21 protein-coding genes are annotated in these 24,172 nt (G+C 38.6%); 2 read left to right on the forward strand and 19 right to left on the reverse strand.

What is annotated here, in order from left to right; all coding sequences use genetic code 11:
• Positions 1-10: 10 nt before the first annotated feature.
• The 7 genes from secA to J5A74_00060 form a co-directional block, all read right to left on the reverse strand.
• Positions 11-2,347, reverse strand: a complete 2,337-nt coding sequence (secA, locus tag J5A74_00030; protein ID QUI95818.1) for a preprotein translocase subunit SecA — start codon at positions 2,345-2,347, stop codon at positions 11-13.
• On the reverse strand, positions 2,313-3,062 hold the full coding sequence (gene asp3, locus J5A74_00035) for an accessory Sec system protein Asp3 (GenBank protein QUI95819.1): 750 nt from the start codon (positions 3,060-3,062) through the stop codon (positions 2,313-2,315). The genes secA and asp3 overlap by 35 nt, the downstream gene beginning before the upstream one ends.
• Positions 3,050-4,582: an accessory Sec system protein Asp2 gene (asp2, locus tag J5A74_00040; protein QUI95820.1), complete on the reverse strand. Its 1,533-nt coding sequence runs from the start codon at positions 4,580-4,582 to the stop codon at positions 3,050-3,052. The genes asp3 and asp2 overlap by 13 nt, the downstream gene beginning before the upstream one ends.
• A gap of 6 nt (positions 4,583-4,588) precedes the next feature.
• A complete protein-coding gene (gene asp1, locus J5A74_00045; protein ID QUI95821.1) occupies positions 4,589-6,148 on the reverse strand; it encodes an accessory Sec system protein Asp1 in 1,560 nt (519 codons plus the stop codon).
• On the reverse strand, positions 6,148-7,380 hold the full coding sequence (locus J5A74_00050) for a hypothetical protein (protein QUI95822.1): 1,233 nt from the start codon (positions 7,378-7,380) through the stop codon (positions 6,148-6,150). The genes asp1 and J5A74_00050 overlap by 1 nt, the downstream gene beginning before the upstream one ends.
• A gap of 143 nt (positions 7,381-7,523) precedes the next feature.
• Positions 7,524-8,690: a class I SAM-dependent methyltransferase gene (locus J5A74_00055; GenBank protein ID QUI95823.1), complete on the reverse strand. Its 1,167-nt coding sequence runs from the start codon at positions 8,688-8,690 to the stop codon at positions 7,524-7,526.
• Between the two features lie 218 nt (positions 8,691-8,908).
• Positions 8,909-9,625: a ZIP family metal transporter gene (locus J5A74_00060; GenBank protein QUI96763.1), complete on the reverse strand. Its 717-nt coding sequence runs from the start codon at positions 9,623-9,625 to the stop codon at positions 8,909-8,911.
• 214 nt (positions 9,626-9,839) lie between these two features.
• On the opposite strand from J5A74_00060, the gene J5A74_00065 reads away from it, so the two are divergent.
• On the forward strand, positions 9,840-10,502 hold the full coding sequence (locus J5A74_00065; GenBank protein QUI95824.1) for a response regulator transcription factor: 663 nt from the start codon (positions 9,840-9,842) through the stop codon (positions 10,500-10,502).
• Between the two features lie 42 nt (positions 10,503-10,544).
• Here the strand turns inward: J5A74_00065 and J5A74_00070 are convergent, their stop codons facing one another.
• From J5A74_00070 to J5A74_00110, 9 genes are all read right to left on the reverse strand, one after another.
• On the reverse strand, positions 10,545-11,156 hold the full coding sequence (locus tag J5A74_00070) for a TlpA family protein disulfide reductase (GenBank protein ID QUI95825.1): 612 nt from the start codon (positions 11,154-11,156) through the stop codon (positions 10,545-10,547).
• A 60-nt stretch (positions 11,157-11,216) separates the two neighbouring features.
• Positions 11,217-11,378 carry a hypothetical protein gene (locus J5A74_00075; protein QUI95826.1) on the reverse strand — a complete coding sequence of 54 codons (162 nt, stop codon included), beginning with the start codon at positions 11,376-11,378 and terminating at the stop codon, positions 11,217-11,219.
• The gene (locus J5A74_00080; protein ID QUI95827.1) at positions 11,353-12,468 is read right to left on the reverse strand and encodes a HAMP domain-containing histidine kinase; all 1,116 of its coding nucleotides are present in this window, start codon (positions 12,466-12,468) and stop codon (positions 11,353-11,355) included. The genes J5A74_00075 and J5A74_00080 overlap by 26 nt, the downstream gene beginning before the upstream one ends.
• Positions 12,458-13,384: a 4Fe-4S binding protein gene (locus J5A74_00085; GenBank protein ID QUI95828.1), complete on the reverse strand. Its 927-nt coding sequence runs from the start codon at positions 13,382-13,384 to the stop codon at positions 12,458-12,460. The genes J5A74_00080 and J5A74_00085 overlap by 11 nt, the downstream gene beginning before the upstream one ends.
• Before the next feature lie 222 nt (positions 13,385-13,606).
• The gene (locus J5A74_00090) at positions 13,607-14,059 is read right to left on the reverse strand and encodes a DUF697 domain-containing protein (GenBank protein ID QUI95829.1); all 453 of its coding nucleotides are present in this window, start codon (positions 14,057-14,059) and stop codon (positions 13,607-13,609) included.
• A 46-nt stretch (positions 14,060-14,105) separates the two neighbouring features.
• Positions 14,106-14,378 carry a hypothetical protein gene (locus J5A74_00095; GenBank protein ID QUI95830.1) on the reverse strand — a complete coding sequence of 91 codons (273 nt, stop codon included), beginning with the start codon at positions 14,376-14,378 and terminating at the stop codon, positions 14,106-14,108.
• Between the two features lie 256 nt (positions 14,379-14,634).
• The gene (locus tag J5A74_00100) at positions 14,635-15,147 is read right to left on the reverse strand and encodes a nitroreductase family protein (protein ID QUI95831.1); all 513 of its coding nucleotides are present in this window, start codon (positions 15,145-15,147) and stop codon (positions 14,635-14,637) included.
• A gap of 71 nt (positions 15,148-15,218) precedes the next feature.
• Positions 15,219-15,644, reverse strand: coding sequence for a YbjN domain-containing protein (locus tag J5A74_00105; protein QUI95832.1), 426 nt, complete (start codon positions 15,642-15,644; stop codon positions 15,219-15,221).
• An 89-nt stretch (positions 15,645-15,733) separates the two neighbouring features.
• On the reverse strand, positions 15,734-18,007 hold the full coding sequence (locus tag J5A74_00110) for an ATP-dependent RecD-like DNA helicase (GenBank protein ID QUI95833.1): 2,274 nt from the start codon (positions 18,005-18,007) through the stop codon (positions 15,734-15,736).
• Between the two features lie 210 nt (positions 18,008-18,217).
• Here J5A74_00110 and J5A74_00115 point away from each other — a divergent pair, with 210 nt between their 5' ends.
• Entirely contained in the window at positions 18,218-18,424 is a 207-nt protein-coding gene (locus J5A74_00115; protein QUI95834.1) for a hypothetical protein, read from the forward strand.
• Between the two features lie 375 nt (positions 18,425-18,799).
• Here J5A74_00115 and J5A74_00120 read toward each other — a convergent pair whose 3' ends face one another.
• From J5A74_00120 to J5A74_00130, 3 genes are read right to left on the reverse strand one after another with little or no spacing between them, the layout of a single operon-like run.
• Positions 18,800-21,613, reverse strand: a complete 2,814-nt coding sequence (locus J5A74_00120; GenBank protein QUI95835.1) for an Hsp70 family protein — start codon at positions 21,611-21,613, stop codon at positions 18,800-18,802.
• Positions 21,613-22,722 (reverse strand): hypothetical protein, encoded by a 1,110-nt coding sequence (locus J5A74_00125; GenBank protein QUI95836.1) that lies wholly within the window; start codon positions 22,720-22,722, stop codon positions 21,613-21,615. The genes J5A74_00120 and J5A74_00125 overlap by 1 nt, the downstream gene beginning before the upstream one ends.
• A gap of 31 nt (positions 22,723-22,753) precedes the next feature.
• On the reverse strand, positions 22,754-23,911 hold the full coding sequence (locus J5A74_00130) for an MBL fold metallo-hydrolase (GenBank protein ID QUI95837.1): 1,158 nt from the start codon (positions 23,909-23,911) through the stop codon (positions 22,754-22,756).
• Positions 23,912-24,172: the final 261 nt, after the last annotated feature.

Genomic DNA, 24,172 nt, shown 5'->3' on the forward strand with positions numbered 1-24,172 from the left:
CAAGTCTCTTTTATGGAAAGTGTAAGACAAGATTTCCACTCTTATCTATCACCAGTTCTCCCAAAAGCAAATTCCTCATCATTCGTATCTTAATTTGCTTTTTCATCTTCAAAAAGGATTGATACGCCTCCACATGATAGTCACTCAATGCATTGTGCTGTGCCACTCTTCGACCACTGAGAGCATCTCTTAGCTGAGATAAGTAATCTGCCTGCTCAATCCATGAATCATCAATGGCACGCAAGGACATATATTGAAAAAATGTCCGCACACTATCATCACTTCCCAATAGTTGCAACTTTCTCTTTAATTGCAATTTCGCCAATTCTAAGAGATAATACTTTATCTGCTTCGCATCTTTTATCCCCTTGGGCAAACCTGCAAAGCGATACAAGATATTTTCCATCACAAATCGACTCACCGCATCTTCCGTCATCGGTTGATGTTCCCTCAAAAAACGATCAATAATTTCGCTCTCCATTTTCAAACAATCTCGAAGGGAGTAGGTCATTTTTGTAATAATCTCATTTCGCTTTTTATAGATATAATTTCTCTGTATCTGTATGGATAGACCAAAGTCCGTTGTCGTCATACGCACAGTCTTTGACTTTTCTTCAGCAATTCGTTGTGCATCTCGAATTGCTCTTCCTATTTTCTTTTTTACACTTTCACTTGCTGGTTGTTCTTTTCGTCGAAATTCCTCAAGCCAAGTAGCTCCATACTCTCGCACGACTTTGTCATCTGGACAGACATAAAAACAAGTTCTGCCAGGATCCCCCTGGCGACCTGACCGCCCTCTGGCCTGTCTTTCTAGGCGAATATTTTCCATAATTCCAATACCTAAAACAACCAAACCTCCAAGCTCTTTTGCCTTGGCATCTAATTGCACATCAATCCCTCTACCTGCAACCGAGGTCGCTACGGTCACACTGCCCGCTCGCCCAGCCTCAGCAATCACCTCTGCCTCTCTAGCGAGGCTATAGGCATTGAGTACATTGTGCGGAATATGCTCCCTAAGTAACACTCGAGAATAGAGTTCTGAAATGGCAATCGAAGGAGTGACCACCAATACAGGCTGCCGTTTCTCATAACACTGTTCTACGCGGCGCACCGACATGGTGATCTGCTCGTGCAAGGACACACATACCACATCTTCCTCGTCCACTCGCAAAATAGGAAAATGGGATGGAATTTTTACTGTTCTGATATTGTATACATCAGCAAATTCCTGTGCATTTTCCATGCATGTTCCTGTCATTCCTGCAAGCTTTGGAAACATATTATAGAAATCTTGGTAGGTAATAATCCCCATCGCACGATAATCATTGGTAATCTCTACTCCTTCTTTTGCCTCAATCGCTTGGTGCTGTCCTGCCCTTAGCTTTGTGCTCTCTAGCACTCGCCCACTTCTCTCCTCCAAAAGACAAACGGCACCATCTTGCACCACATACTCTTGATTTTGCTCAAAGAGTGTATGGGCACGAAGTGCGAGTTGCAAATGTCTGACCAGCTCAAAATGATGTTCATCAAACAGATTGTCAATAGAAAAAAAAGTTCTTGCCTTTTCAATTCCTCGATCTGTAAAATAAACCTGCTGGTCTTCAATGCGATAGTCCATATCTGGGTCAAGACATACGATAAATCTGTCTGCCATATTGTAGAGATTGGACTGGACTTTTGGTGCACCCGATATTACCAATGGCATAGATGCTGCATCTAATAATACCACATCTACTTCATCAATAATAACATAAAAAAACTCTCTTAAGAAACTTTGTTCTTCCGATACAGATAAATTTTGCATGAGATAATCAAAGCCCAATGTACTACTTGTCGTATATACAATATCTGCTGCATAAATTTCTCTTTTTTCCTTTGCCTCAGATTGTTCTCCCTCTACCTCAGCACTGCGCACTCGCACAGTCAAACCCAAAAATTCATACAGTGGACGCAAGAGCTCGGCATCCCTTTGTGCGAGGTAATCATTTTGTGTGACCAAAATGACACTCTTTCCACTCAGTGCTCGGACATAGAGTGGCATCGAGGCACACAATGTTTTTCCTGCACCTGTCATCATCTCTGCAAACATTCCCTTGTAGAGTGCAATCCCTCCAAGGACCTGCTCATCATAGGGAAAAAGCCCTATCGTTCTCTTTGCTGCCTCTCGAACAAGTGCAAAGGCCTCTGGCAAAATGTTCTCCTCTGATTTCCCCCTTCTCAGCATATTCTTAAATACACTTGTCATCTGTGTCAGCTCTTCATCGCTCTTTTCCCTCATCACATCCTGCAGTGCATTGACTTTGTTCAATATTCTATTTAATTGTCGTAGATATCTTGAATTTTTCACTGTCTATACTCATCCATCTTTCTGCAATTTTTTGTGATTTTGGCCCTGCTGTCAACAGCACAAAGGAAAATTCACTGCGATAACGCTTTTTTAACCTCTCCCTCGTCCACTCTTCGATCGAAAAATCTTGATATAGAAGGGCTTCTGGCGGAACAATCAAGAGATTTGCATACTTTTCACAGCGTTCTTTTCTTGGCAATCGAATCATTCGATGCCGAATCTCTGGAATCAAAATATGCACCTTTTCTCCCAATACAGGATTAGCAATCTCCTCAAAAATGGTTGTCTCACAGCCACGCAAAATTTCAAAATGACGAAAAAATAAATCCTTATTGCCATTTCGCACTAGCTGTGCAGAGTAACTGGAATACTCTTTTGGACAAACAAAGCTCTCTTTATCTCCAAAAATAAAATTCCCCACATTCTTTTTAAAGTTATCCATAAATTCAAAACGCAAAATCACCCCATCCAGTGAGGCATTTTCTGGAATCCGAATGCTATAGCGACTCCCCCCACTCAGTAGTGGAAGAGACCTCTCCTGACGCACAGCCTGATAATTGTAGGCATCTTTCCAAGTATGTACAATACTTCCTGGAGCAAGCATTTGATTTTGATAAAAAATACTTCGATCTATATCCTGTGTGACCACTGAGCCATACATCAGACTTTGATTATTCACATGATCCCATTGAACAATATAGATTACTCTTTCCATCTTTGAAACTCCTCTTTGAGAATTCGCTGATATTGTGTAACAAACCAAGTCACCACTGCATTCGTATTATCATTATGTCGGCCAATAATACCCTTTCCATAGACACGAAAATTTTTTCCTGTCCAGTGGCGAAGCATATCGGGATAAGCCATTGCATCATAATCATCCTGTTGCATATAGACTGCGGCAATCTCTGTTTGTGAGAAATCTGCAACATCTAACTCTTTCCAAATCCTTTGATTCAATCGCTTTGCTGCGGATATGGATACCTCTCCCTCCAACTTATATAACAAATCTAAGCTTGTCGGAAAGCCTTCTGGGCGCACGGTCTGCTCATTCATCGCAATGGTTCCGATATTGAGCAGAGGCTTTCCAAGAAAAATAGCCTTCGGTTCAATCTTTCTCCCATAATACACTGCTCCAAACGACCCCATAGAAATCCCAGACATCAGCACTTGAGAGCCATCAAAATGCAGATATTCCATTGCATCTCGAATCACTTTTTCAACATTTTCCTCATACTCTTTTGAGCCTAAGTAAAATGCACCTCCCTCAAGCCTTGGGTCAGAAATCAATAAGAATGGACAGCCCATATTTTTTAGCATCATATAACCTTCAAATCCCTCAGCCATTCGATAACCAGAAAAATAAATATTCAGCGGTGGCTTTAAATCCATTGGATTAAAATAGCTAAGAACCTCTTCCTTGAAAGCATCTTTTGTTGAAACTCCCCCTGCAAAGAATTCCCCCGATCCATTTCGACAAGTTCTCGCATGCAAAACTCCCATACGCAATGTTCCGCTTCCCTTGGCCTGTAAGGAGATATTCACCGTTCCTCCCCTCTCATCTCCACGAAATAACATAGGTTCCTTTGGATTGGTCGCCTCAACCGTCTGCATCACCTCATCTGTGGATCCCAGTCTGAATTTGCGAAAAATAAACTTAACCTCTACAGATCCTTCAGTGATATATTCTGCCCAAAAGGAAAGATCTCGATATTCTTGTGCTGGCATACCAAAGCGCCAAAACATCACTGGTGTGTATTTTTCTCCAAAATTATCTACAATTTCAATGGCATTGTTTCCACGCCACACCGCAATATTTTGATATTTCTTTGCCACTTCAATATGCTTTGTTTCAATACGCAAGCTATCCACTCGGTCAAAGAATCGCCTTGGAATGGAAGTAATAAAAGACTGTAATTCATTGTTTTGCAACGGATAGGCCATCTTTGATTTAAAGAAGTCCATCACCGCAACATTCTTTTGAATGTCAGACAATAGAAATACATTTTCTGTAAAAAACAATGTCCACGCCTCTACCTTCTCAATTAACAGTGAAAGATCCCTTGGTGTTATGAAATCTACAATTGTACATTGTATCTTCTTTACTTCCAAACTTTTCAATTTTTCTTTGGTCAACTGCCCACTCTGTATATAAACCCAGCGTACATTTCGAGGAATAATATAAACTTTGGAGAGATTTTTCATCCCCACCTGTAATACTGTTACTTCTTCCATTTCCTCTTATTTCCTCAATAGCGTTTCTATCTTTTTCACTAAACTTCCTCCAGTATATAAACGAATATCCTCCACCGCATGCACAAGAGCCTGATTCCAATTCGATAGACCATCAAGATAGTAGCAAAGTGTATCAAATAGCTCGTCTATACTGCCTAACAAAAATCCATTTTTCAAGTGACGAACATAGCGAGTTTGACTCAGATTAACTTGCGGAATGCCTGAACTAATTGCTGCAATCTGCAGATACAACTCCGGGCTATCTCGCAAATCGACAAGCAATCGAATGTCTTCTAGATGTTGAATAACATCTTGTTCTGTCAAATAGCGAACAACTTTTACTCGAGCTGGAACAACTTTTTCCTCATCCTGCTGTGCATTTTCTACAATGGGTGAATTTTTCGTTTCCAATGAAAAACTTGTAATATCAAGTTCTTCTAATAACTTCTTTATTTCCTCCTCAATCTTTTCTTGCCTTCCCCAACCTGGTTCACTAAAGGCAATCACCAATTCCGCATCCAAATTTTTCTCCATATATTGCGCAATGATTTTAATAATTTCTCTCTGATTATTTAGCCCCTGTATAGGCAAAAATATTTTCTTTGCGCGTATTCTTTGACTACTTCCCAATTTTAGACGCGTATCAAAGGGTGAAATTTCTTCAATTTTTATAAATCTTTCATTCTCAACAATCTTTTCTTTTAATTCCTTTGTGTCCACAAGCACTAGGGCTGGCGTCTTCTTATATTCCCCTTGAATGGCCATCTTAATTTGATAGATATCCGTTTGCTCCGTATTTCGCTCAGAATAACAAGAAAGTATCGTCACAATGTCCCCTGAGCCTTCCAAAAATAGTCGATTATGAAATGTGCTCGCCGAAAGCACAAGTACTCCACTGCTGCCACATTTTTTCTTTTGTTCCAGAAAATATCTCTCGATGCACTCTCTCACTAAATCTTCCATTTTCTCATATTTTTTTAATCCATCCCGCCCTTTAACGAGCACTGTTCCCTGAACCAGATCATAGGTGCAGGTCTTTCTTCCATAAGTATTGTAAAAAATCTGCTCCACTTCCCGGCCATCTCGATAGATAATCTCCGAAGACAAAAATCCTCGGTCGTCATAGATCTGTCTGCAAACTTTCTCCTTTTGTTCGAAGCGGTCGATCCAGAGCAAATAGGACTCTGGACCAAACTCAATATTGACCACATGCACTCCATCTTGATAACCCATAATCAAAAATTGAGTGTACACCCATTCCATATCTTCCGGCCAATCCAAATCTTCCCACATCAAAAGTCCAGGGGCATAGGAAAATACTCCCTGTATCTGGTCAAATAAAGAATAAATTCGAATTCCCGAAAGTCCCTGTCTATGCAGATAGTAGCGCAAATCAGGAATATAGCAGGACACAACCAAAGTCACCTCTTTTTCTGCGGCACGAAACATCTTAATTTGGCTGACAATGTCATCAAATTCTCGCATACTTCGATTGGCATACCAAACCCACGAATTTCCTCTCCATTTTCCTGTCTTTTGATAATATGAAGGTACAAAATAATACATTAGTCCTCTTTTCTATATCGATCAAATACATTTAACATTTTTACTTCTTCTAATAGCTGCCGAAATACTCCAACCAAAATCATCAATGACATTGGCAATCGAAAGATATCCTGTGGCAAGCCAAGTTGCATAGAGCTTTCAATAAAATTTCTCGCAAGCAATGGCAAACCACTGAGTAGAGCCATCATCAGTCCACTGATAAAACTCAACCGAAAAACTGTGGTCTTTAATGCCTTCTTGGTCTCTGTCCCCGGTCGATATCCTGTCAGATAGTCACCCGATTTTTGTAGTCCCTTGCTCAATTTCTCCGTATCCAGCATCACAAAGGAAAGGCTTATGCTCGTGAACAATAAAACGAACATAAAGCAAAGAATTCCGGCCACTTTTTCCAGATTAAAATACTGTGTCAATCTCAAAATCCACAGATTGTTGGGTGAAACTTTACTTAGCAGTTGTAAAATCATCAATGGCAACACATAAAATGACATACAATACATCAATGGCATTGTTCCCACCGGTTCAAACTTAATGGCGAGATAATCCCTACTGGCATTTTCGTTGTGAATCATCACATGGTTGATCGGATAGCGAACCTCTGCCATCTCTGCACAGAGTGTCCAAAGAATGATGCCCACACAAATCAAAGCGACTCCAAAGACAATCAATACAAAACGCAATGCCCCACTTTCATTCCACCAATATAGAATAAAGCGCCCATAAGTCGAGCGCAAACTATCAATCAAATTGATGAGCACAACAAAGGACATTCCCCCCACACCATATTCCTTATTCTTATAGGAGAGCCAAATGACAAAATTGCTGCCCGCCATCAAGGCAAGTATTGCAAGTACCGGATAAAGATATTCTCCCCCTTGCTCAAACTTCATGCTCTGTATACTAGAAATCGAACTAAAGAGTGCAATTCCCTGTGACAGCCATCCGGCCATCAACTGTGTTCTTCTCTGCGATGTTCTTCTTCCCTCTGGGTCAGCCACGGATTGCAAAATTTGTACCACAATGGAAGCTGTCATCCAAGGCATAATACTGAGCGTAAAGAGCGTCTGCTTTGCTTGAATACCTCCAAGGATATCACCCAAAAAGGTACGAAATCCCATACTCATCTCTCTGGTCTCATGTACTACAAATGGAATAGGAATATTCCTCCCCATAATATAGATCAACATCATCAAAAGCGTCCATAGAATGCGCCTTCTCAAAATCCCTCTCTTCATTCCTTCTTTCTTCCCCCAAGATAGAGCAAATTCTACACTCTATTTTCCCTTATTGTACCATCTTTACGCAAAAAAGTAAAAGAATGGAGCACACCCCACCCTTTTACTTTTTTTATAACTTTTTCTTTCTTATTTATTAATTTTTAGTACCATCTGGTCATTGGCAAGTCATTATTGACACCATTGGTAAATACGATCTGATGCAAATCAATAACACCATTCCAGAAAGTTGCTGCACAGCTGCAAAGATAAAGCTCCCACATTCTGGCAAATTTCTCATCAAACATTGCCACAACCTCATCTCTATGTGCCTGGAAATTTTTATTCCAACAAAGCAGTGTCTTGTTGTAATGTCTGCGTAAACTTTCCACATCCAAAGTATAGTAATTCTGCTCGCTGGCCTCTTGAATAATCTCTCGAAGACTTGGCACTACACCACCTGGGAAGATATACTTCTTAATCCATGCATCACCTGGATATTCCTTCAATGAACTAATAAAGTGTAATACAAAGATACCACCTGGAACAAGTACAGATTTTGCAGCCTTTAAGTACTCACCATAGTTTCCTCTTCCCACATGCTCAAGCATTCCAACACTGACAATGCGGTCAAACATCCTTCCTGTCTTTGGCAAATCTCTGTAATCTAAAAGCTGCACCTCAAGATAATCCTCAAGACCCTCTGCCTTAATTCTCTCCTCAAACTTTGCCTTTTGCTCATGGCTAAGTGTAATTCCCATTCCCTTAACCTTGTACTTCTTTGCGGCCTCAATCAACAAAAATCCCCATCCACAGCCGATATCCAATATGCTCATGCCCTCTTTTAAGTCCATCTTGTCTAAGATGCGATGCACCTTATTGCACTGAGCCTGATAGAGTGTATCTGTCTCATGAGCAAAATATCCACAAGAATAGCTCATCGTCTCGTCAAGCCACAATTTATAAAAATCATTTCCAATATCGTAGTGGGAAGATACTTCCTTTTGCTGATTTTTCTTTGACATCGAGGTAAAGATCAACTTCTTTAACTTATTTTGGTCTGTTGAGAATTTTCCCATCTGTCCAAGAAACATATTGAGCGCCTGATAGAGATCTCCCTGAATTTGAATATCTCCATTCATATAGGCCTCACCCAATGTAATGGATGTACTCGTTAGCATATCGACAACTGAAGGTACCTTATTCACAAGGATCGAAAATGTCGGATCTCCCTCACCAATCTTATGTACATTGCCATTGATAACCATTTCAAATGGATGTGCATCAAATTTTTGCATAAACTTAATAAATTCGTTTTCGATAAGTCCCATCTCTCACTTTCTCCTTTAACTTCTTTCAAATTTTAGTTCTATAATAAAAAAAAGACAATAATGGTAACCTCTCGTCGCTGAGTAGGACATCATTGCCTTCTTTCATATTACTATATTCATTATTTATACCATCTAAGGAAATCCTTAACGGATCGTATTTTATTTTAACAAAAGAATTAAAAAAGTCAATCCCTTAATTCAAAAAAATAGCCAAATTTTTATCCAAGTGCCACATCTAAAATCATCATCACTACAAATCCAATAGAAAAGGCCACTGTCCCCCTATTGGAGTGTTCTCCCTCTGACATCTCAGGAATTAATTCTTCCACAACGACATACATCATTGCACCTGCGGCAAAGCTGAGCATATATGGCATAATCGGAACAACAAATCCTGCCGCAAGCAAGGTGAAAAATCCTGCAATCGGCTCAACAATTCCCGAAAACATTCCCGCCAAAAAAGTCTGACTCTTTTTCATTCCCTCAGCACGAAGTGGCATGGAGACAATGGCTCCCTCAGGAAAGTTTTGAATGGCAATGCCAAGTGCAAGAGCAATGGCCGCCGCCGCAGTGATATTGCTTGTTCCATAGCGCCAACCGGCAAGTACAACACCAACCGCCATTCCCTCAGGAATATTGTGGATGGTCACTGCTAAAATTAACTTCGTTGTTCTCTTTAAACCTGTCTTTGGTCCCTCCTCTACCCTGTCCATATGCATATGTGGTGTAATTTTATCGATCAATAACAGCAATCCCACGCCAACCAAAAATCCAATACTTGCTGGAATAAATGATAATTTTCCCATCGCACTGGACTCTTCCAAAGCAGGAGAAAGTAAACTCCAAAAACTTGCCGCTACCATCACACCGGCAGCAAAGCCTGTTAAAACCTTTTGTAATTTTGGACTGATTTCATTTCTTAACAAAAAGACCATTGCTGCTCCTGCTGTTGTCCCAATAAATGGAATCAGTAGTCCCTGTATAATTGTTCCCATTCTCGTCTCCTTTCTAAGTTTATCATCACAATATAACATATATGAATATAGTTAGCAATACCTTACCAATGTTCTCTTTTCAAATTAATGGTTTTGCCTTATAATAGTATGCACAAATTGATAATAACAGTCAAAATAGAGAGGATATAAAAGAATGCGATTATTGCTATGTGAAGACGAAGAAGATATTCTCTATGCACTTGCCAAGGGATTAAAAAAACTCAACTACTACACTGATACTGCTACGGATGGCGAAGAAGCCCTACATCTATACTACGAGAATACCTATGACCTCATTGTTCTCGATGTAAATATGCCAAAACTGGACGGATTTGAAGTGCTCAAATTGATTCGAGAGGACAATCCAAATCAACGAGTCCTCATTTTATCCGCAAGGAGTTCTCTCGATGATAAAGTGAAAGGACTCAACTTAGGTGCCAACGATTACCTCACAAAGCCATTTCACTTTGCAGAGCTTGAAGCAAGAATTCGTGCTATTTTGCGTACCCCCTATATGCAAAACAGCGATGTCATCCGACTAACATCTTTTGACATCGCCCTCTATATTCAAAAAAAACAAGTATTCAAATCAAATGAAATGATTCCTCTCACCCCAAAAGAATATAGTATCTTTGAATATCTATGTTGTCACAAAAATACCTTTGTCTCAAGTTCTGAATTACTCGAGCACAATGTAGATATGAATGCCAATGATACCTCTCAAGTCATTAAAGTCCATATCGCATCCATCAGGAAAAAATTGGGCTCTGATGTAATCAAAACACATCGTGGAATGGGGTATTCTGTCACTGATTGATTCATTCTATCGATGTAGATATACAGTCAGTGACTGTACTTTTTATGGTCGAAGCTTTTTTGTCAACTGGTCATTTACCATTTTCGTAAAACCAGCCATATCTTTTCCGCCCAAATCCTTAGCCACAACATTTCCCTCCGAATCAACTAACAGTGTTGTTGGAAAAGCTTGAAGTGTCATCACAAAATCCTTTAATTTTCCTTCTGGAATTAAATTTGGATAGGTGACTTTGTTCTTTTCAATAACTTCCTTTACGGCATCAAGATCAGTATCTGCATCCTGTGCCACACCAATGACATTGACTCCCTGATCCTTCATACTCTCATAGAACTTTTGCAGCTCAGGAATTTCAGCCACACAAGGACCACACCAACTTCCCCAGACATTGACAACAGTAAGCTTACTACTTTTAAACACATCATTGGTTAGCTCATCTCCACTAACGGTCTTTGCCTTAAATTCTGTAAATTTTTCACTGCTTTCACTCTGTGTATCTACTGCATCCGTCTTTGATGGATCAGCCTTTGATTGATCAGCCTTTGTACTCGCTGCACTAGCTGTTGTCTCCTGACCTGCCTTTTTTTCACCTGAACAAGCAGTCACTCCTGCAGCTAAAGTAAACACAACTCCTAATAATAATAAATTCTTCTTCATATTCATCATCCTTTCTCTACAATATAATAATATCAATATAGTATTTGACTATATTATTTCTTAACCTATACCAATACATTCCAAACAGATATTAATGGCCTTTTTTAACACAACCAAATGTTCCTTTCGCATAAGTCCTAGGGAAATCATAACAACCGATAGCCCCAAAACAACATAGGGAACAAATTTATTTTTTTCAACTTTTTGTATCAACTCTCTCATCTTTGCCTCCACCAAAGCAAATCACAAACTCTGTAAATATTTTTTCGTGCCTATTCTCTTGACTTCGAGCAATAATTGAAAATCCATGTTCTTCTATAATTTCCCTTGTGATTGCAAGCCCAAGACCACTTCCTCCCAGCTTTTTTGATCTTGATTTATCCACACAATAAAATGGTTCAAAAATTTTTTCCAGATCTTCCGCTACAATGGCCACGCCATAATTTTTTACACTCAATTTATCCTTCTTTAGCACAATTTCCACAAGTTCCCCCTCATTGGAATAGCGCAAAGCATTGTGAATCACATTAGAAATTGCCTGTTTCATCAAAACCTTATCCGCAAGAACACAAAAATCTTGGTTTTCAAAGTAAATACGAACTTGTAATTTCTTTTCTCGAATTCGCTGGTCAAATTCACTCAATATTTCTGCTACTACTTTATACGGAAAAAACTCATCTAATTGCAAAGTTTCTCCACTACTTAGTAATCTTAGTTCCTGAACAATCAAGTTCATTCTCTCAATCTGCCTGTCCACTATGGCGACAAATTCCTTGTAGTCCTCTAAATTTGGCTCTTCTTCAAGACCGAGCACCTCCAAGTTGGTTTTGATTGCTGCCACTGGAGTCTTTAATTCATGTGCGGCATTTTGTGAAAATCGCTTTTGCTTATCATAGGATTCTCGAATATTTTTGAGCATAGAATGAAAGGCATATTGTAAATCTCCAACCTCATCCTGTGTATTTACTAATTGAATTTCTTGATCGTTCTTTTGGATGTCCAAATTCTTCATTGCACTACTCAATTTCTTCAAGGGACTCAATACTCTTCCACTCACCAACCACATAAAAAAAGTTCCTGCCATTGAAACAAAGAGCATAATATAAAAACTTTTGAGTTGAAAGATTTGCTGTGCATGAGCAAAATCAAATTTAATGGCACTATCTTGTCCTACTGGCAAATTGACATCCGATACAATAAAGACCGTGGCCGCATTTTCTATTGTTAAAATAAAAGATAGCACAGATATTCCACAGAGTACAAGACCTGTCAACAAAGTAATCTTGATTCGAATGGACAATTTATTCCACATTTTCCACGCCTCTTCCATCTAATTCACTTTTCTTTTTCTGAAGTCCCGCAAATCCTGCAAAGGAAGTGGTCAATGCCTCGTGTGAACAAGCCGATGTACATGCTCCACACCGTATACACTCCAACGAGTTTGGTGTCTTTCTCACATCAATATCCATCTTACAAGCCCTTTCACAGAGCTTGCATCCCACACATTTTTCATTGTGAAATTCCATCTTATAAAATCCAATTTTATTAAAAAAAGAATACAGTGCTCCCAGCGGACAAATATACTTGCAAAATGGACGATAAGTAAAAATAGAAAGAAGGACAATCACAATCAATATACTCAACTTCCAAAAGAACAATACTCCTATTGTGCTCCTCAATTCCCTATTTTTAATCAGCAAGGGGATGGCTCCCCCCAATGTCCCTGATGGGCAAATAAGTTTACAAAAATAAGGTGCTCCAAGACCAAATGGATTGGTCAAAAGCATGGGAAGTAAGATCACAAATACAATCAATATCAGATACTTTGCATATCTCAGCCCCCGATCTATCTTTCTTGGCACCTTTAATTTTTTGGTCGGTATCTTATACAATAAATCCTGAACAAATCCAAAGGGGCACATCAATCCACATACCAATCTTCCAAACAAAGCACCAATCAAGATAATCAGTCCAAATACATAGTAGGACATACTAAACTTCTTACTTCCGATCACTGCCTGAAGTGAACCAATGGGACAAGATCCAATCGCTCCTGGACAGGAATAGCAATTCAGTCCTGGAACACACACAGTCTTTATCTTGCCAGTAAAAATCTTTCCTGTCCAAAAACCCTTGATATTGGCATTGGTTATCAATGTGCTCACTGCCTGTAAAATATTCTTTTTTCTTTCCTGCTTCTTCGTACTTTGATTTTCAAAATACTTCACCTAACCTCCTCCTTTATTCCTGCCTGTAGTTATCCTTGTCATACTTTATTGCTCTGTATATATACTATATACCACAAAGAAGGTTAAGATAGGGTAAATATTTCAAAAGTCACAAGAATTTTAAAAGTAAATAATACAACAAGGTCCTACAAGCAGTTCATTTATACCACTTGCAAGACCTCATCTCCAAACATCTAAACGAAAACTATTAGTATAGATATTCTACTGTTTAACTTCCTCAAAAGCTGCCTTCAATTCCTTTGAAGCATTTAATAAATCTTGTGGTTTGTCTCCTTTAGACATTCTAAAAAAGTCATCAGCAACTATCCATCCCATAGTTTCTGTCAATGCAGCAGCTGTTGAAGCACTTATAGCTCCCCCAATAGCAGATCCCACACCGGGAAACATTTTTAATGCACTAGTAACAATCTTACGCCCTGTCTCTCTCGCCAAATTAACTCCTAATATAGATTTTGCAACAGACTGCGAAATCTCTACATCAAATACTTTCCCTAATTGTATAACCATCATAATCTGTGCCACTGTTATTGGTATTGTATCTGACATTGGAATAGGGATAGCTCCAGCCGCCGCTGCTGCTGTAGCTGTAGTATGAATCACCTTGGAACATTCTTTTTTCAAATCACTTGACATATTTACCTTACTTTTTGTCATATACAACCTCCCCTTTTCAAAAAACTTTTTTCAAATAGCATTCTCTCTAATTTCCTAAATAAACATCCATCAATAGCTTACTTGCTTTAACTTTTCCTTGATAATCCATCTTCTCAATAAGCTTCATTAGATTTCTATCTGTCATTTGTCGAGCTTTCTCTCTTAAAACTGTACCACAATTAACAAATTTCATTCCTGATGCTCTTTCCACCTCATAGCAAAGCTCTTCTATGCTAAGCTCCCTAAAATTATCTTGTTCTTCCTTCATATTACTAAGCGTTTCATTCAAAAATCCAAAAATACCCTCTAGTAATCCCATATCTTCCTCCAAAATCACTTTCTATTTTCTATACAAAAATTATCTAAATATTACAAACTCTTTCTTAAAAGTACTCCCAATATATAATATTTTTATACTTTTCAAAATTCGCTTCTTTTATTATATATATATATAGTCAATATTTTTTGATTTTTTTTTAAGATTCTTATATAATATTTATTCCTTCCAGTTTTGTAATTAAAAAAGAGCACCACTTCAAAGTGATACTCTCTTCAATTTCAAGATATTCTACATCTTATAGATAACTCACTGTCTCTGAAAGTTCTTTTCTCTTTTCGTGATTGGCCAATGGACCTGCTCCCTCTGCGGCATAGCCAAGATCCATTGCCATTAGAATTTCCTCGTTCTGTGGAAGTTCCAACGCCTTGGCTAACTCATCTGGATCAAGGCAATTGATCCAACAACTGTCCACGCCCTCATCCGCTGCTGCCAAAATCATATGGGTTGCAACAATGCTTGCATCCTCCACACCAGAATCTCGCTTCTCCCCAGGATAGAGATAGACATTGTTCTTATCAAAGGTAACAACAAGAACCGTTGGTGCACCATAGCGACAAGGAGAAACTTGGTCAAATTTGTCCAAAGCTTCAGCACTTTGAAGGACATAGATATGTTGCTCTTGAAGATTTTTTGCTGTTGGTGCGAGGCGTCCTGCATTTAAAATTGCCTCTAACTTTTCCTTTTCTACTTGACGATCGCTATACTTTTTACATGAGTAGCGATTTTTTATGACTTCTCTAAACTCCATAGTGTGCTTCCCTTTCTAAAAATTCCCAAACCGTCGAAATCCATTTTAATTTCAATAATTCCACTAACTCACTAACTCCAAATAGCTCTCATCAACACTGGATAACACTCGTCAAGAACATGCATCATCCGCATCAAAATCTCAACAACTTCTTGTCCCAAGGTATAATCACTGGCCTCAACAGGAAAATCATATTCAACACTAACATCATTGTCATCGTTCATTACAAACTTAAAGTATCGAAACTTTTGATTGCATTGATTGATCACTTTCATAATCTTTGGAATTCTTTCTTCTGCCACATTGTGGAGAATGCCATAGACACGAACAGCCACATCATTGTCATCATCTTGAGAAAATACCTTAATTGTAATTGTAGGACCATTCTCTATACCATAGCCTGCACTGAGAATATTGACATCCTCCATATCCTCGACATTATAGTGCATATTCACCTTGTCCATTTCTTGCATAATGAGTCGTATTGCCTTAAACATCACTGTTCCTCCTTATCTTTGCTTGCACAAACTCTACATCATATCCATTTATATTATACCATATTTTCGTCAAAATAGAAAAAGAAAGCTTAGATTAATCGCTCTCTAAGTAGAGTATTTCTCTTTGTTATAGTCACATTTTTTATTGCATAGCTCAATGCCTTTTTTGTCCCGACCATAACCAAAATCTTCTTTGCCCTTGTAATCCCCGTATAAACAAGATTTCTTTGTAACATAATAAAGTGGCTCATGGTCATTGGCATCACCACAATAGGATACTCTGAGCCCTGAGCCTTATGAATGGTTGTGGCATAGGCGTGGACAAGTTCCTCTAGTTCAGACGCTTCATAGCTTACGACTTTTCCATCAAAGCACACGCTCAATGTCCGATCACTCTCATTCACTGATACAATCGTTCCAATATCTCCATTAAAAACTTCTTTGTCATAATTGTTTTTTATTTGCATCACTTTGTCATCTATGCGAAAAGTATAGCCACTTCGATGTAGGCATGGCTTTGTTACCATTCGTTTTTCTCCCCTGACCACAATTTCTTGCTCAGGCGGATTGAGTGCTTCCTGTAAAGCTAGATTTAAATTTGTTGCTCCCACCACTCCCCTCTGCATAGGTGTAAGTACTTGAATTTGTCTTGGGGCAAGATGATAGTAATTGGGCAATTTTTCACTCACTAATTTTACAATCTGTGGCACAAAGCTTTCTATAGCTTCATTCTCCACGAAGAAAAAATCAGTATTGCCATTGCTGATATCAGGCATCCTTCCCTGATTGATGCGATGTGCATTCATAATAATTCGACTCGTCTGTGCCTGGCGAAAAATCCTTGTCAACCGCACCACCAAAAAGCTTTCCGAGTCAATGATGTCTCGCAATACATTTCCCGCCCCGACACTTGGCAGCTGGTCAATGTCTCCAATCAAAATCAGACGCATTGATGCGGGAATTGCCTTTAATAAGGAATTCATCAAGATCATATCAATCATCGAACATTCATCGACAATCAACACATCTCCCTCCAGTGGATGCTCCTCATTTCTTTGGTAACCATCGGGGGGCTTACATTCCAACAGTCGATGTATGGTCTTTGCTTCAAGTCCTGTGGTCTCTGTCATTCGCTTGGCGGCACGCCCTGTTGGGGCCGCCAAAAGAATCTTTAATCCATACGCTCGATACATCGAAATAATGCCATGCGTCGTCGTTGTCTTTCCCGTTCCTGGTCCTCCTGTCAATACCATCACCTTTGCTATAGCCGCCTGACGAATAGCTAGAGCTTGAATCTCATCATAGTTCATTTTGGCCTTTCTTTCGATAGCAGTGACATCGACCGAAAGTTCAACATTGCCTGTTTTTTTTCGCTCTTTGATTAGCTCTTGATAGAGTCGATCCTTTGCAGGAGAAGAAGCTAACTTCTTTAACTTTCCTGCAACTCCAATTTCTGCATAATAAAATGGTGGAAGATAAATGGCAACCTCCGACTTTTGATCTCTATTTTCTTCCTCACCTTCTTTTCTTTCTTTTCCTTCATCTTGAATCTCAAAATTTTTTTCAAGAATGAGTTCTTTTTTCTGAATCATATCGTCCATCGTCATCATCACGGTCTCTTGAGAAGCCTCTAAAAGTTGACTTGCCCGTTCTACAAGTTGTCCCTTTTTAGCAAAGACATGACCTTCATTTGAAAGATCGGAAAGTGTGTACATCAATCCACTTCGCAATCGCACATAGGATTCCTTCTCAAAGCCTAATTTCATTGCTATCTGGTCTGCAGTCTTAAATCCAATTCCCCAAATATCATCGGCCAATTGATAGGGATTTTTCTTCATCATGGCAATACTTTGATTTCCATAGTGGTGGTATATCTTAGCTGCATAAGAAGTGGACACTTGATGTTCTTGCAAAAAGAGCATAATATTTTTAACCTCTTTTTGCTTTTCCCAAGACTGAGCAATCATCTGCACACGCTTTTTTCCGATTCCCTCAATTTCTTCCAAAACTTCTACATTGGTCTCAATAATATCAAATGTCTTCTCCCCATACTTTTGAACAATCTTTTTGGCAAATTTTGGTCCCACTCCCTTAATCAGTCCAGAACCCAAGTATTTTTCCATGCCATAGACAGTGGCCGGAAGTGTCTCTTCCCAATTTTGTGTGACAAATTGGCGACCATACTTTGCATCTACCTTCCACTCTCCATCACACAAAAGAACCGAACCTACATTGGCATCGATCATATTTCCAATCACAGGAACTAATTCGCTGTAATCCTTCACTCTGCATTTCAAAACGGAGTATCCATTTTCTGGATTTTGATAAGTAATTCGCTCGACCACACAGCGAATTTTTTGCACAAAAATCACCTCCCAATCTTTCTAATAAATCTTTTGACATCCTCCTATATTTTTGTCCTAATTTACAATAAAATAATATTTTACTCTAAATTTTATTATAGAATTGAAATTTACTGCGGTCAAGCTTGTAAATTTATCGCAATTATGCTATTATTTGTGCAACTAATCACAGTAATTATATACAAACTATACAATAGCAAAGGAGGATCTATGAAAAAATCTGATTTTTTTAAACTTGCATTTCTCTATAGGAAAACGAAAGTTTGGAATTTTCTTTGGGATACAGAAATATTTGCCATAAAATTAGACGATGGGCAGATTGGATATGTCAGTATTACAGGAAGAGAGATTGATGACACCTGTACAAAAAGAGAAAACACAGACACCTTATTTTCCATTCTTTCTTCTTATTGCTGAGAGCGAAAGCCATTACCTTCTCCCTATTCCTACAGAATATTTCATCGATCAGGATCCATAAATTATATTACAGGGTGTTGTTGAAGGGTGGAAGGAGGAAAAACTTTGTCCTAAAAAGATTCGATGTCGAGATGAGAGAACCTTTGCTCTTCTCAAAGATTTTTGTGACAAAACAGGGATCAAGATCATTAAATATGATGGCTACATGTCCTCCCTACAAAATGCGGAAGAAAACCTGCTCGATATACAATCTTCAGATATTGATCCAAATTACTTAAAAAACTCGTACAATTAAATCCGATATAGATGATAAGGAGAGAGCACTCAGGTCATTTACCCGAATGCTCTCTCCATTGTGTATATGCAATCTGTCCTCTATCGTTCCAATTTCTTCAACAAAAATTGCTCTTCACTATTGGTAAGCCGTTCGCCCTTTACCATTTTCATCGCTACTTTTCTTTCCTCTTCTTGATGAGTAAAGGTCGGATAAAAGAAGTCTAGATTTTCTAGAATATCCAATATTTCTTGTTCCATTCTTTCATCAAGCTTAAAAATATTCTCTCTCTGGTCACTAATCCATCCCAGAGACAATACACAACAGATCAATGCTTTTTCTGAAAGCACACCTGCTCTGATAACTTTACAAAGCTGTTGGATAATTCTTTCTTCCTTCTGAAATGGCAATATAGGTTCACTCAATCCGTCCTTTTTCAATGCAGCACCGATGGCATAGGCACTGAATTGAATATTACTTTCCTTTCTTTCTAAAGTCTTCCTAACATCATGAAAAAACTCATCCTGCAACCACTGAATCTCTGTCCTTGTCTTCGCATGTGTATCCAGACAGACTTGGCGATACTTCACAATCGAATGTAATGGTGACAACCTGCTCAATTGTTCTGCATTGGCACAGATGCTCATTGCATAAATCGCTTCAATATTTGTATTGACTCTTGGTCCCTTTTCCATAGGAAATCCTGTAATATCTGCACTAATTTGACTCATACACAATCTTGCCAATCTCTTTTTCTCATCATTGCTCCAAAAATCTCCAATCTTCTTTGCAATAACAAAAAGTCTCAATTTGATTACTTCAGAAGTATTGTTCTCAAGTGCATCTAACACTGCTGGAGCAAATTCCTCCTTATTTCCAGCTTTACAGATACTGTCGATACAATTATAGATACGCATATTCATCATGCCATTTTTATCTTGGCCTTGACCGCCCCGAATTTTTTCCAAATTTTGGCAAAGTTGTACAAGATGATTAATCTCTGCCCTTGGCTGTAGGCGACTACCGCTTTGAGCGATCATCCTGCTCTTTTCCTTAGAAAATTCATTGGTTTCAATGGAAATTTCAGCAATGCCAGCCTCAATTTGATTATTTCCATCAACATCCCTGCTGGTCCAAGCCTTCATGGTAATTACCTTATTCTTACTCATATGAATCATAAAGGCCACATAGACACCATTAAAATATCTCTGTTTAAAGACCATATTTCCATTGGCAATCGTTCGATAGGATCCATCTAAATTTCGATTCTTAATTGGAATGGCAATCTTATTCTTCCCCGCTTCTATCCGAAAACCTGACATTACTTGTGAAGTATAGGGAAGCTCTGTTCCTGTAGGAATAATCTCATGGGTTGCCCCATTTTTGACTCCAAGATATAAACTATCATTTAAAATATTACCAGACCAATCAATGAGAATATCGGGAATTTTTCGCTTGTTTGAAGTATTTTTTGCCACCGTTCTATCTTCATCTTGATCTAAAAGACGCATATCATCTTGCATTTCATCATACTTACGCAAATAATAATGATATACTGCAGCTCCCCTGGCTACCGCCTGATCTGGATCCAAAGCTACAATAGGATCAAAACCAAAAAACTCCTTCAATCGATCTGTGACCATATAAAACTTTGACATTCCACCATTGACAATGACGGCATCCACCACCACATCTTCCGTTTCCAATTTATCTGAAGCCTTTTTTAACACATCGAGTATTGGATAAATAATATTTCTTATATTGGAAATATTTTCAAGATTCTTATAATCATCATATTTTAGTTCTGATGCCATAAAAACAGACAAAATATTTTCTACCTCTCCCTGTGTAAATGTGTCGTCATAGGAATAACCAATTCCTCCCATATTTCCACCAATAGAAAATCCTGTCTCTTCCTCTGTGTCATCCCATCCTGAATCATCCCATCCTGAGTCATAGTCATCTTGATTTCCACATCGATCATTAACTTCAAGTTTTAATCCTTCCGCCTGAACTCGAAGAAGAGCCATAATGGTATTTTCTTCCTTTCGAAGTTTTTTGACAACATCAGGATAGCGTTCATATTGTGCTAAGTATCTTTTATACATCGCCTTGGCAATTTCCTCATCAAAATCATCGCCACCAAGCAATGTATAGCGGTTGGTGGCAATTTCATCCACCTTTAATACTTCTTCATTGTCATCTCTGCGTTGAATTTGGTGCATTGTAATATCCAAAGTTCCACCACCAAGATCAAATACAAGCACCCTCTTCTTTTCACTCAAATCTAAAATTCGATCAGAAATCTCCCCATTATGAATTTGGTTAATTAAATCATAAATTACGGCGTTTGGCTCTGATAATAGAATTGGTCTCTCACTGCCATCATTATTCCTTACTTTGATGCCCGCCAATTCTGCTGCATCTCTTGTCGCCTTGCACATAATGGAATCAAAATTTGCAGGCACTGTGATGACCGCATCCTTAATTTCACTTCTACAGACTTTCGATGCCTCCCTGATCAAATGCTTCAATATTCTTGCCGAAATTTCTGCAGGCGTTTTGTCCGGAATATCTTCAGATAAACCCTCCACCTTGGCCTTTCCCATTTGGCTCTTCACTGACTTAGCAACCAAATGTGGACGCAATGGATATTGCATCTTGGCAAAATCACCCACCAGCGGTTCATAATTTTTTTCCTGTCGATAATAGACACAGGACGGGAGTGTAGGCTCCTTTTTCGTTGTCAATTTTGGTCCTGCAGAAACTGCATTGTACATATCCGTTGCTCTAGGAATCTCCAAAACCTTACTGATAATATCTCCATTTGGCTTTTCATTGATGATGGACAACACAGAATTGGTTGTCCCAAGATCAATGCCCACACATAAGCCATCTTGCTCTTGTGCTTTCATTATTTTTCCTCCTTTACTTTTGGTCTCGAAATCTGTAAATCCTTGTCCTTATACACCCATCCCGATGAAATCACCTTGATTTTCTTTTTCTCCTCTGGGCTTTCAAATGGTGAACCATCATAATTGCAATATTCTATATCTGATGCGACCACTTCACGGACAGAATTCACCTTCATTATTGGCTCAATATGACTATCTCGCACAAATTGAATCAACTTTTTCACCATGATGAGTAGACCATTGATTTCAATTGGCAACTCATAATTGCTCTTTCTCAGCCTATCTACCCCCTTGTTAACGACTAAAAGCTCGTCGAGAATGCAACCATATTTTTCTGAATTGAGCTTGGCAAAAAATTCTGCCAATTCCTTTGATTTGCTCTCTTCCAACTGAACATCAAATTCCTTTTGCAAATCTTGAAGCATAGCATCCGTTCTCTCCAAAGTGTTTTCTAATTGAACAACTTTTTTCAGAGCCTGCTCATGTGAAAGTTGTTTCTCTGCCTTCTCTATTTTCTTTTTTCCCTGATGATCCTGCTTATCTTTTTCCTTATCCTTATATAGTGGAAAATCATATACCTCACAGATAGCATCTGCAATATCAAAAAACAAGTACCTTGCAAGCGTATTTCCGAGTGACAGCAGACGCTCCATATCTTCAAATACATCAATCTCTGGATACTTTTCATAAATTATGATATTCGCTACACGTTCTTGAACACGCCTTTTTTCTCCATTAACTGCCGGTTCCTTGCGAATTTTGTCAAACTCTTCAAATGCTTTTTTATCGCCAAGAATTGCTTTTGAAAAGGAAGTGGCTACACGATCAGCCCACTTAAAGATTTCTTTTCGCTCACCTGGAATGCCCATCTTTGCCCCACGAAGGAGCTTGATCACCTCATCCACTGTGATGTCATATCCATAGCTCTCTTCCATACAATCCACAATTTTTCTTGGTCCCATATCAAAATCTTTGCAAATCACAGAAAAAATCTTTCCTTCAGTAAGAATTTCCTCGTTAAGCCTTCCACCCCTCTTTTCCTTTCGAATGATAGCCTCATGAATAATTTCTAATACCTCTTGTACTTTTGAATCCTTCACATTGATCATCTTCTGTATTCCTTTCTTCTATCTTCTCCTCTTACAATTGATAAATCTCATTTTCCTCTGCAAAAGTAAATTGTGTCCTGCACTCCCCGTCTCTCATCATTTCCTGCTCAATGGTCTCGTCAAACACTGATTTTTCCTTATCACAGTGAACCACCATTGCCTGCCTTGGATTGAGTAACTTTAAAAATTCTTTCATTTCTGAAAAGTCCTCGTGCAATGAAAAATTCGCATTCAATAGCTTATATGGCCCTACCCACCTTGTATTCCTATCTGATGTCAAATAGATATGAGCTTCTTTCGGTCTTCCCTTGTTCATATCCATCACTCGATTATATTGATTCAAAATCGGCACAGAAAGTTGTTCCATCTTATGAACAACATTCATTAAAGACTCATCAATATATATCGGTATTCCTGTTCGATTCCAATCATTGAGTTTCTTTAAAAATTCAATTCCCTTACTCAATTGTGGAACTTTACATAGAACCGATTGCCCCGTGTCATTGACCACATGAAGGGCATAGCCAATTTGTTGAAACATACGATCTGATTTTTTTACATAATCGGGATGCTTTGCGTGAAGTCCACATAAAATCACAGTGTCAATATCCATTCCCTTCGGAGGAATGCATTTCTGTGTAAGAACGGTATGATGAATAGAATAATCTCCTGTATATAGAATCTTTTTTCTCCCCACCTCAAACAAAACCATCATGGCCCCTGGAATATGCCCCGCTGGATAAAAAGTCACCCTATACTTTCCAAAATCCAAAGTCTTCATAAAACTTACAGGTGTAATTTTCTCCAAAAGCCCCTTTGTTGCTAGGCGTGTACGCTCATCTTTTTCTCTATTTCCAATAAAGAGCCGATCATAGAGCTGATACTGTGTCAGTGTCTTTGTAATTTCTGTCATATATACATTGGCATAATTTGCTTGATTCATCACCTTCAAAAGATCCCCTACATGATCCATATGAGCATGGGATATAAAAATCTGATTGATCTGCCCCATAGATTGCATAAATGGAGAGGTAAGCAAACAATGAAAATTCGGCTCAAATTCCATCCCCTGATCCACTCCAATCCCTGCATCAAGAAGAATATTGCTGTCGCCAATTTTTAAATAATAACAGCTAGCTCCCACTCTCTGCCCCCCTCCAAGAGGCATAAATATAATTTCTGGTCTCATCCTCCCCTCCTTCTCACTCTCTTCTCACTCTCCATATTTCCAAATGATTCATCCATTTGCTCCTTATATGTACAGTACGCTTTGAACTATAATTTGTCAATATTCGATTATTTACCAAAATATCACCAATTTTTTTTATATTTTGCAATGTTTTATTGAACTTTTTATCAATACGACGGATTCCTAATTTTTTGCTTTATTTTATTCCAATCATACGGTATACTGTTAACCCCTCAAAAATGCAACACATAAAATTTGCCC

This window comes from Lachnospiraceae bacterium oral taxon 096 (assembly GCA_018141845.1).
Classification (GTDB): Bacteria; Bacillota; Clostridia; order Lachnospirales; family Lachnospiraceae; genus F0428.

Coding starts and splice junctions, on each gene's coding strand:
- J5A74_00055 (QUI95823.1), bottom strand. CDS start 8,690: ATGGGACTTATCGAAAACGAATTTATTAAGTTTATGCAAAAATTTGAT.
- asp1 (QUI95821.1), bottom strand. CDS start 6,148: ATGTATTATTTTGTACCTTCATATTATCAAAAGACAGGAAAATGGAGA.
- J5A74_00050 (QUI95822.1), bottom strand. CDS start 7,380: ATGAAGAGAGGGATTTTGAGAAGGCGCATTCTATGGACGCTTTTGATG.
- J5A74_00095 (QUI95830.1), bottom strand. CDS start 14,378: ATGGGATTACTAGAGGGTATTTTTGGATTTTTGAATGAAACGCTTAGT.
- J5A74_00100 (QUI95831.1), bottom strand. CDS start 15,147: ATGGAGTTTAGAGAAGTCATAAAAAATCGCTACTCATGTAAAAAGTAT.
- J5A74_00115 (QUI95834.1), top strand. CDS start 18,218: ATGAAAAAATCTGATTTTTTTAAACTTGCATTTCTCTATAGGAAAACG.
- J5A74_00130 (QUI95837.1), bottom strand. CDS start 23,911: ATGAGACCAGAAATTATATTTATGCCTCTTGGAGGGGGGCAGAGAGTG.
- J5A74_00105 (QUI95832.1), bottom strand. CDS start 15,644: ATGTTTAAGGCAATACGACTCATTATGCAAGAAATGGACAAGGTGAAT.
- J5A74_00120 (QUI95835.1), bottom strand. CDS start 21,613: ATGAAAGCACAAGAGCAAGATGGCTTATGTGTGGGCATTGATCTTGGG.
- J5A74_00060 (QUI96763.1), bottom strand. CDS start 9,625: ATGGTCTTTTTGTTAAGAAATGAAATCAGTCCAAAATTACAAAAGGTT.
- asp2 (QUI95820.1), bottom strand. CDS start 4,582: ATGGAAGAAGTAACAGTATTACAGGTGGGGATGAAAAATCTCTCCAAA.
- J5A74_00090 (QUI95829.1), bottom strand. CDS start 14,059: ATGACAAAAAGTAAGGTAAATATGTCAAGTGATTTGAAAAAAGAATGT.
- J5A74_00065 (QUI95824.1), top strand. CDS start 9,840: ATGCGATTATTGCTATGTGAAGACGAAGAAGATATTCTCTATGCACTT.
- asp3 (QUI95819.1), bottom strand. CDS start 3,062: ATGGAAAGAGTAATCTATATTGTTCAATGGGATCATGTGAATAATCAA.
- J5A74_00125 (QUI95836.1), bottom strand. CDS start 22,722: ATGATCAATGTGAAGGATTCAAAAGTACAAGAGGTATTAGAAATTATT.
- J5A74_00070 (QUI95825.1), bottom strand. CDS start 11,156: ATGAAGAAGAATTTATTATTATTAGGAGTTGTGTTTACTTTAGCTGCA.
- J5A74_00080 (QUI95827.1), bottom strand. CDS start 12,468: ATGTGGAATAAATTGTCCATTCGAATCAAGATTACTTTGTTGACAGGT.
- J5A74_00075 (QUI95826.1), bottom strand. CDS start 11,378: ATGAGAGAGTTGATACAAAAAGTTGAAAAAAATAAATTTGTTCCCTAT.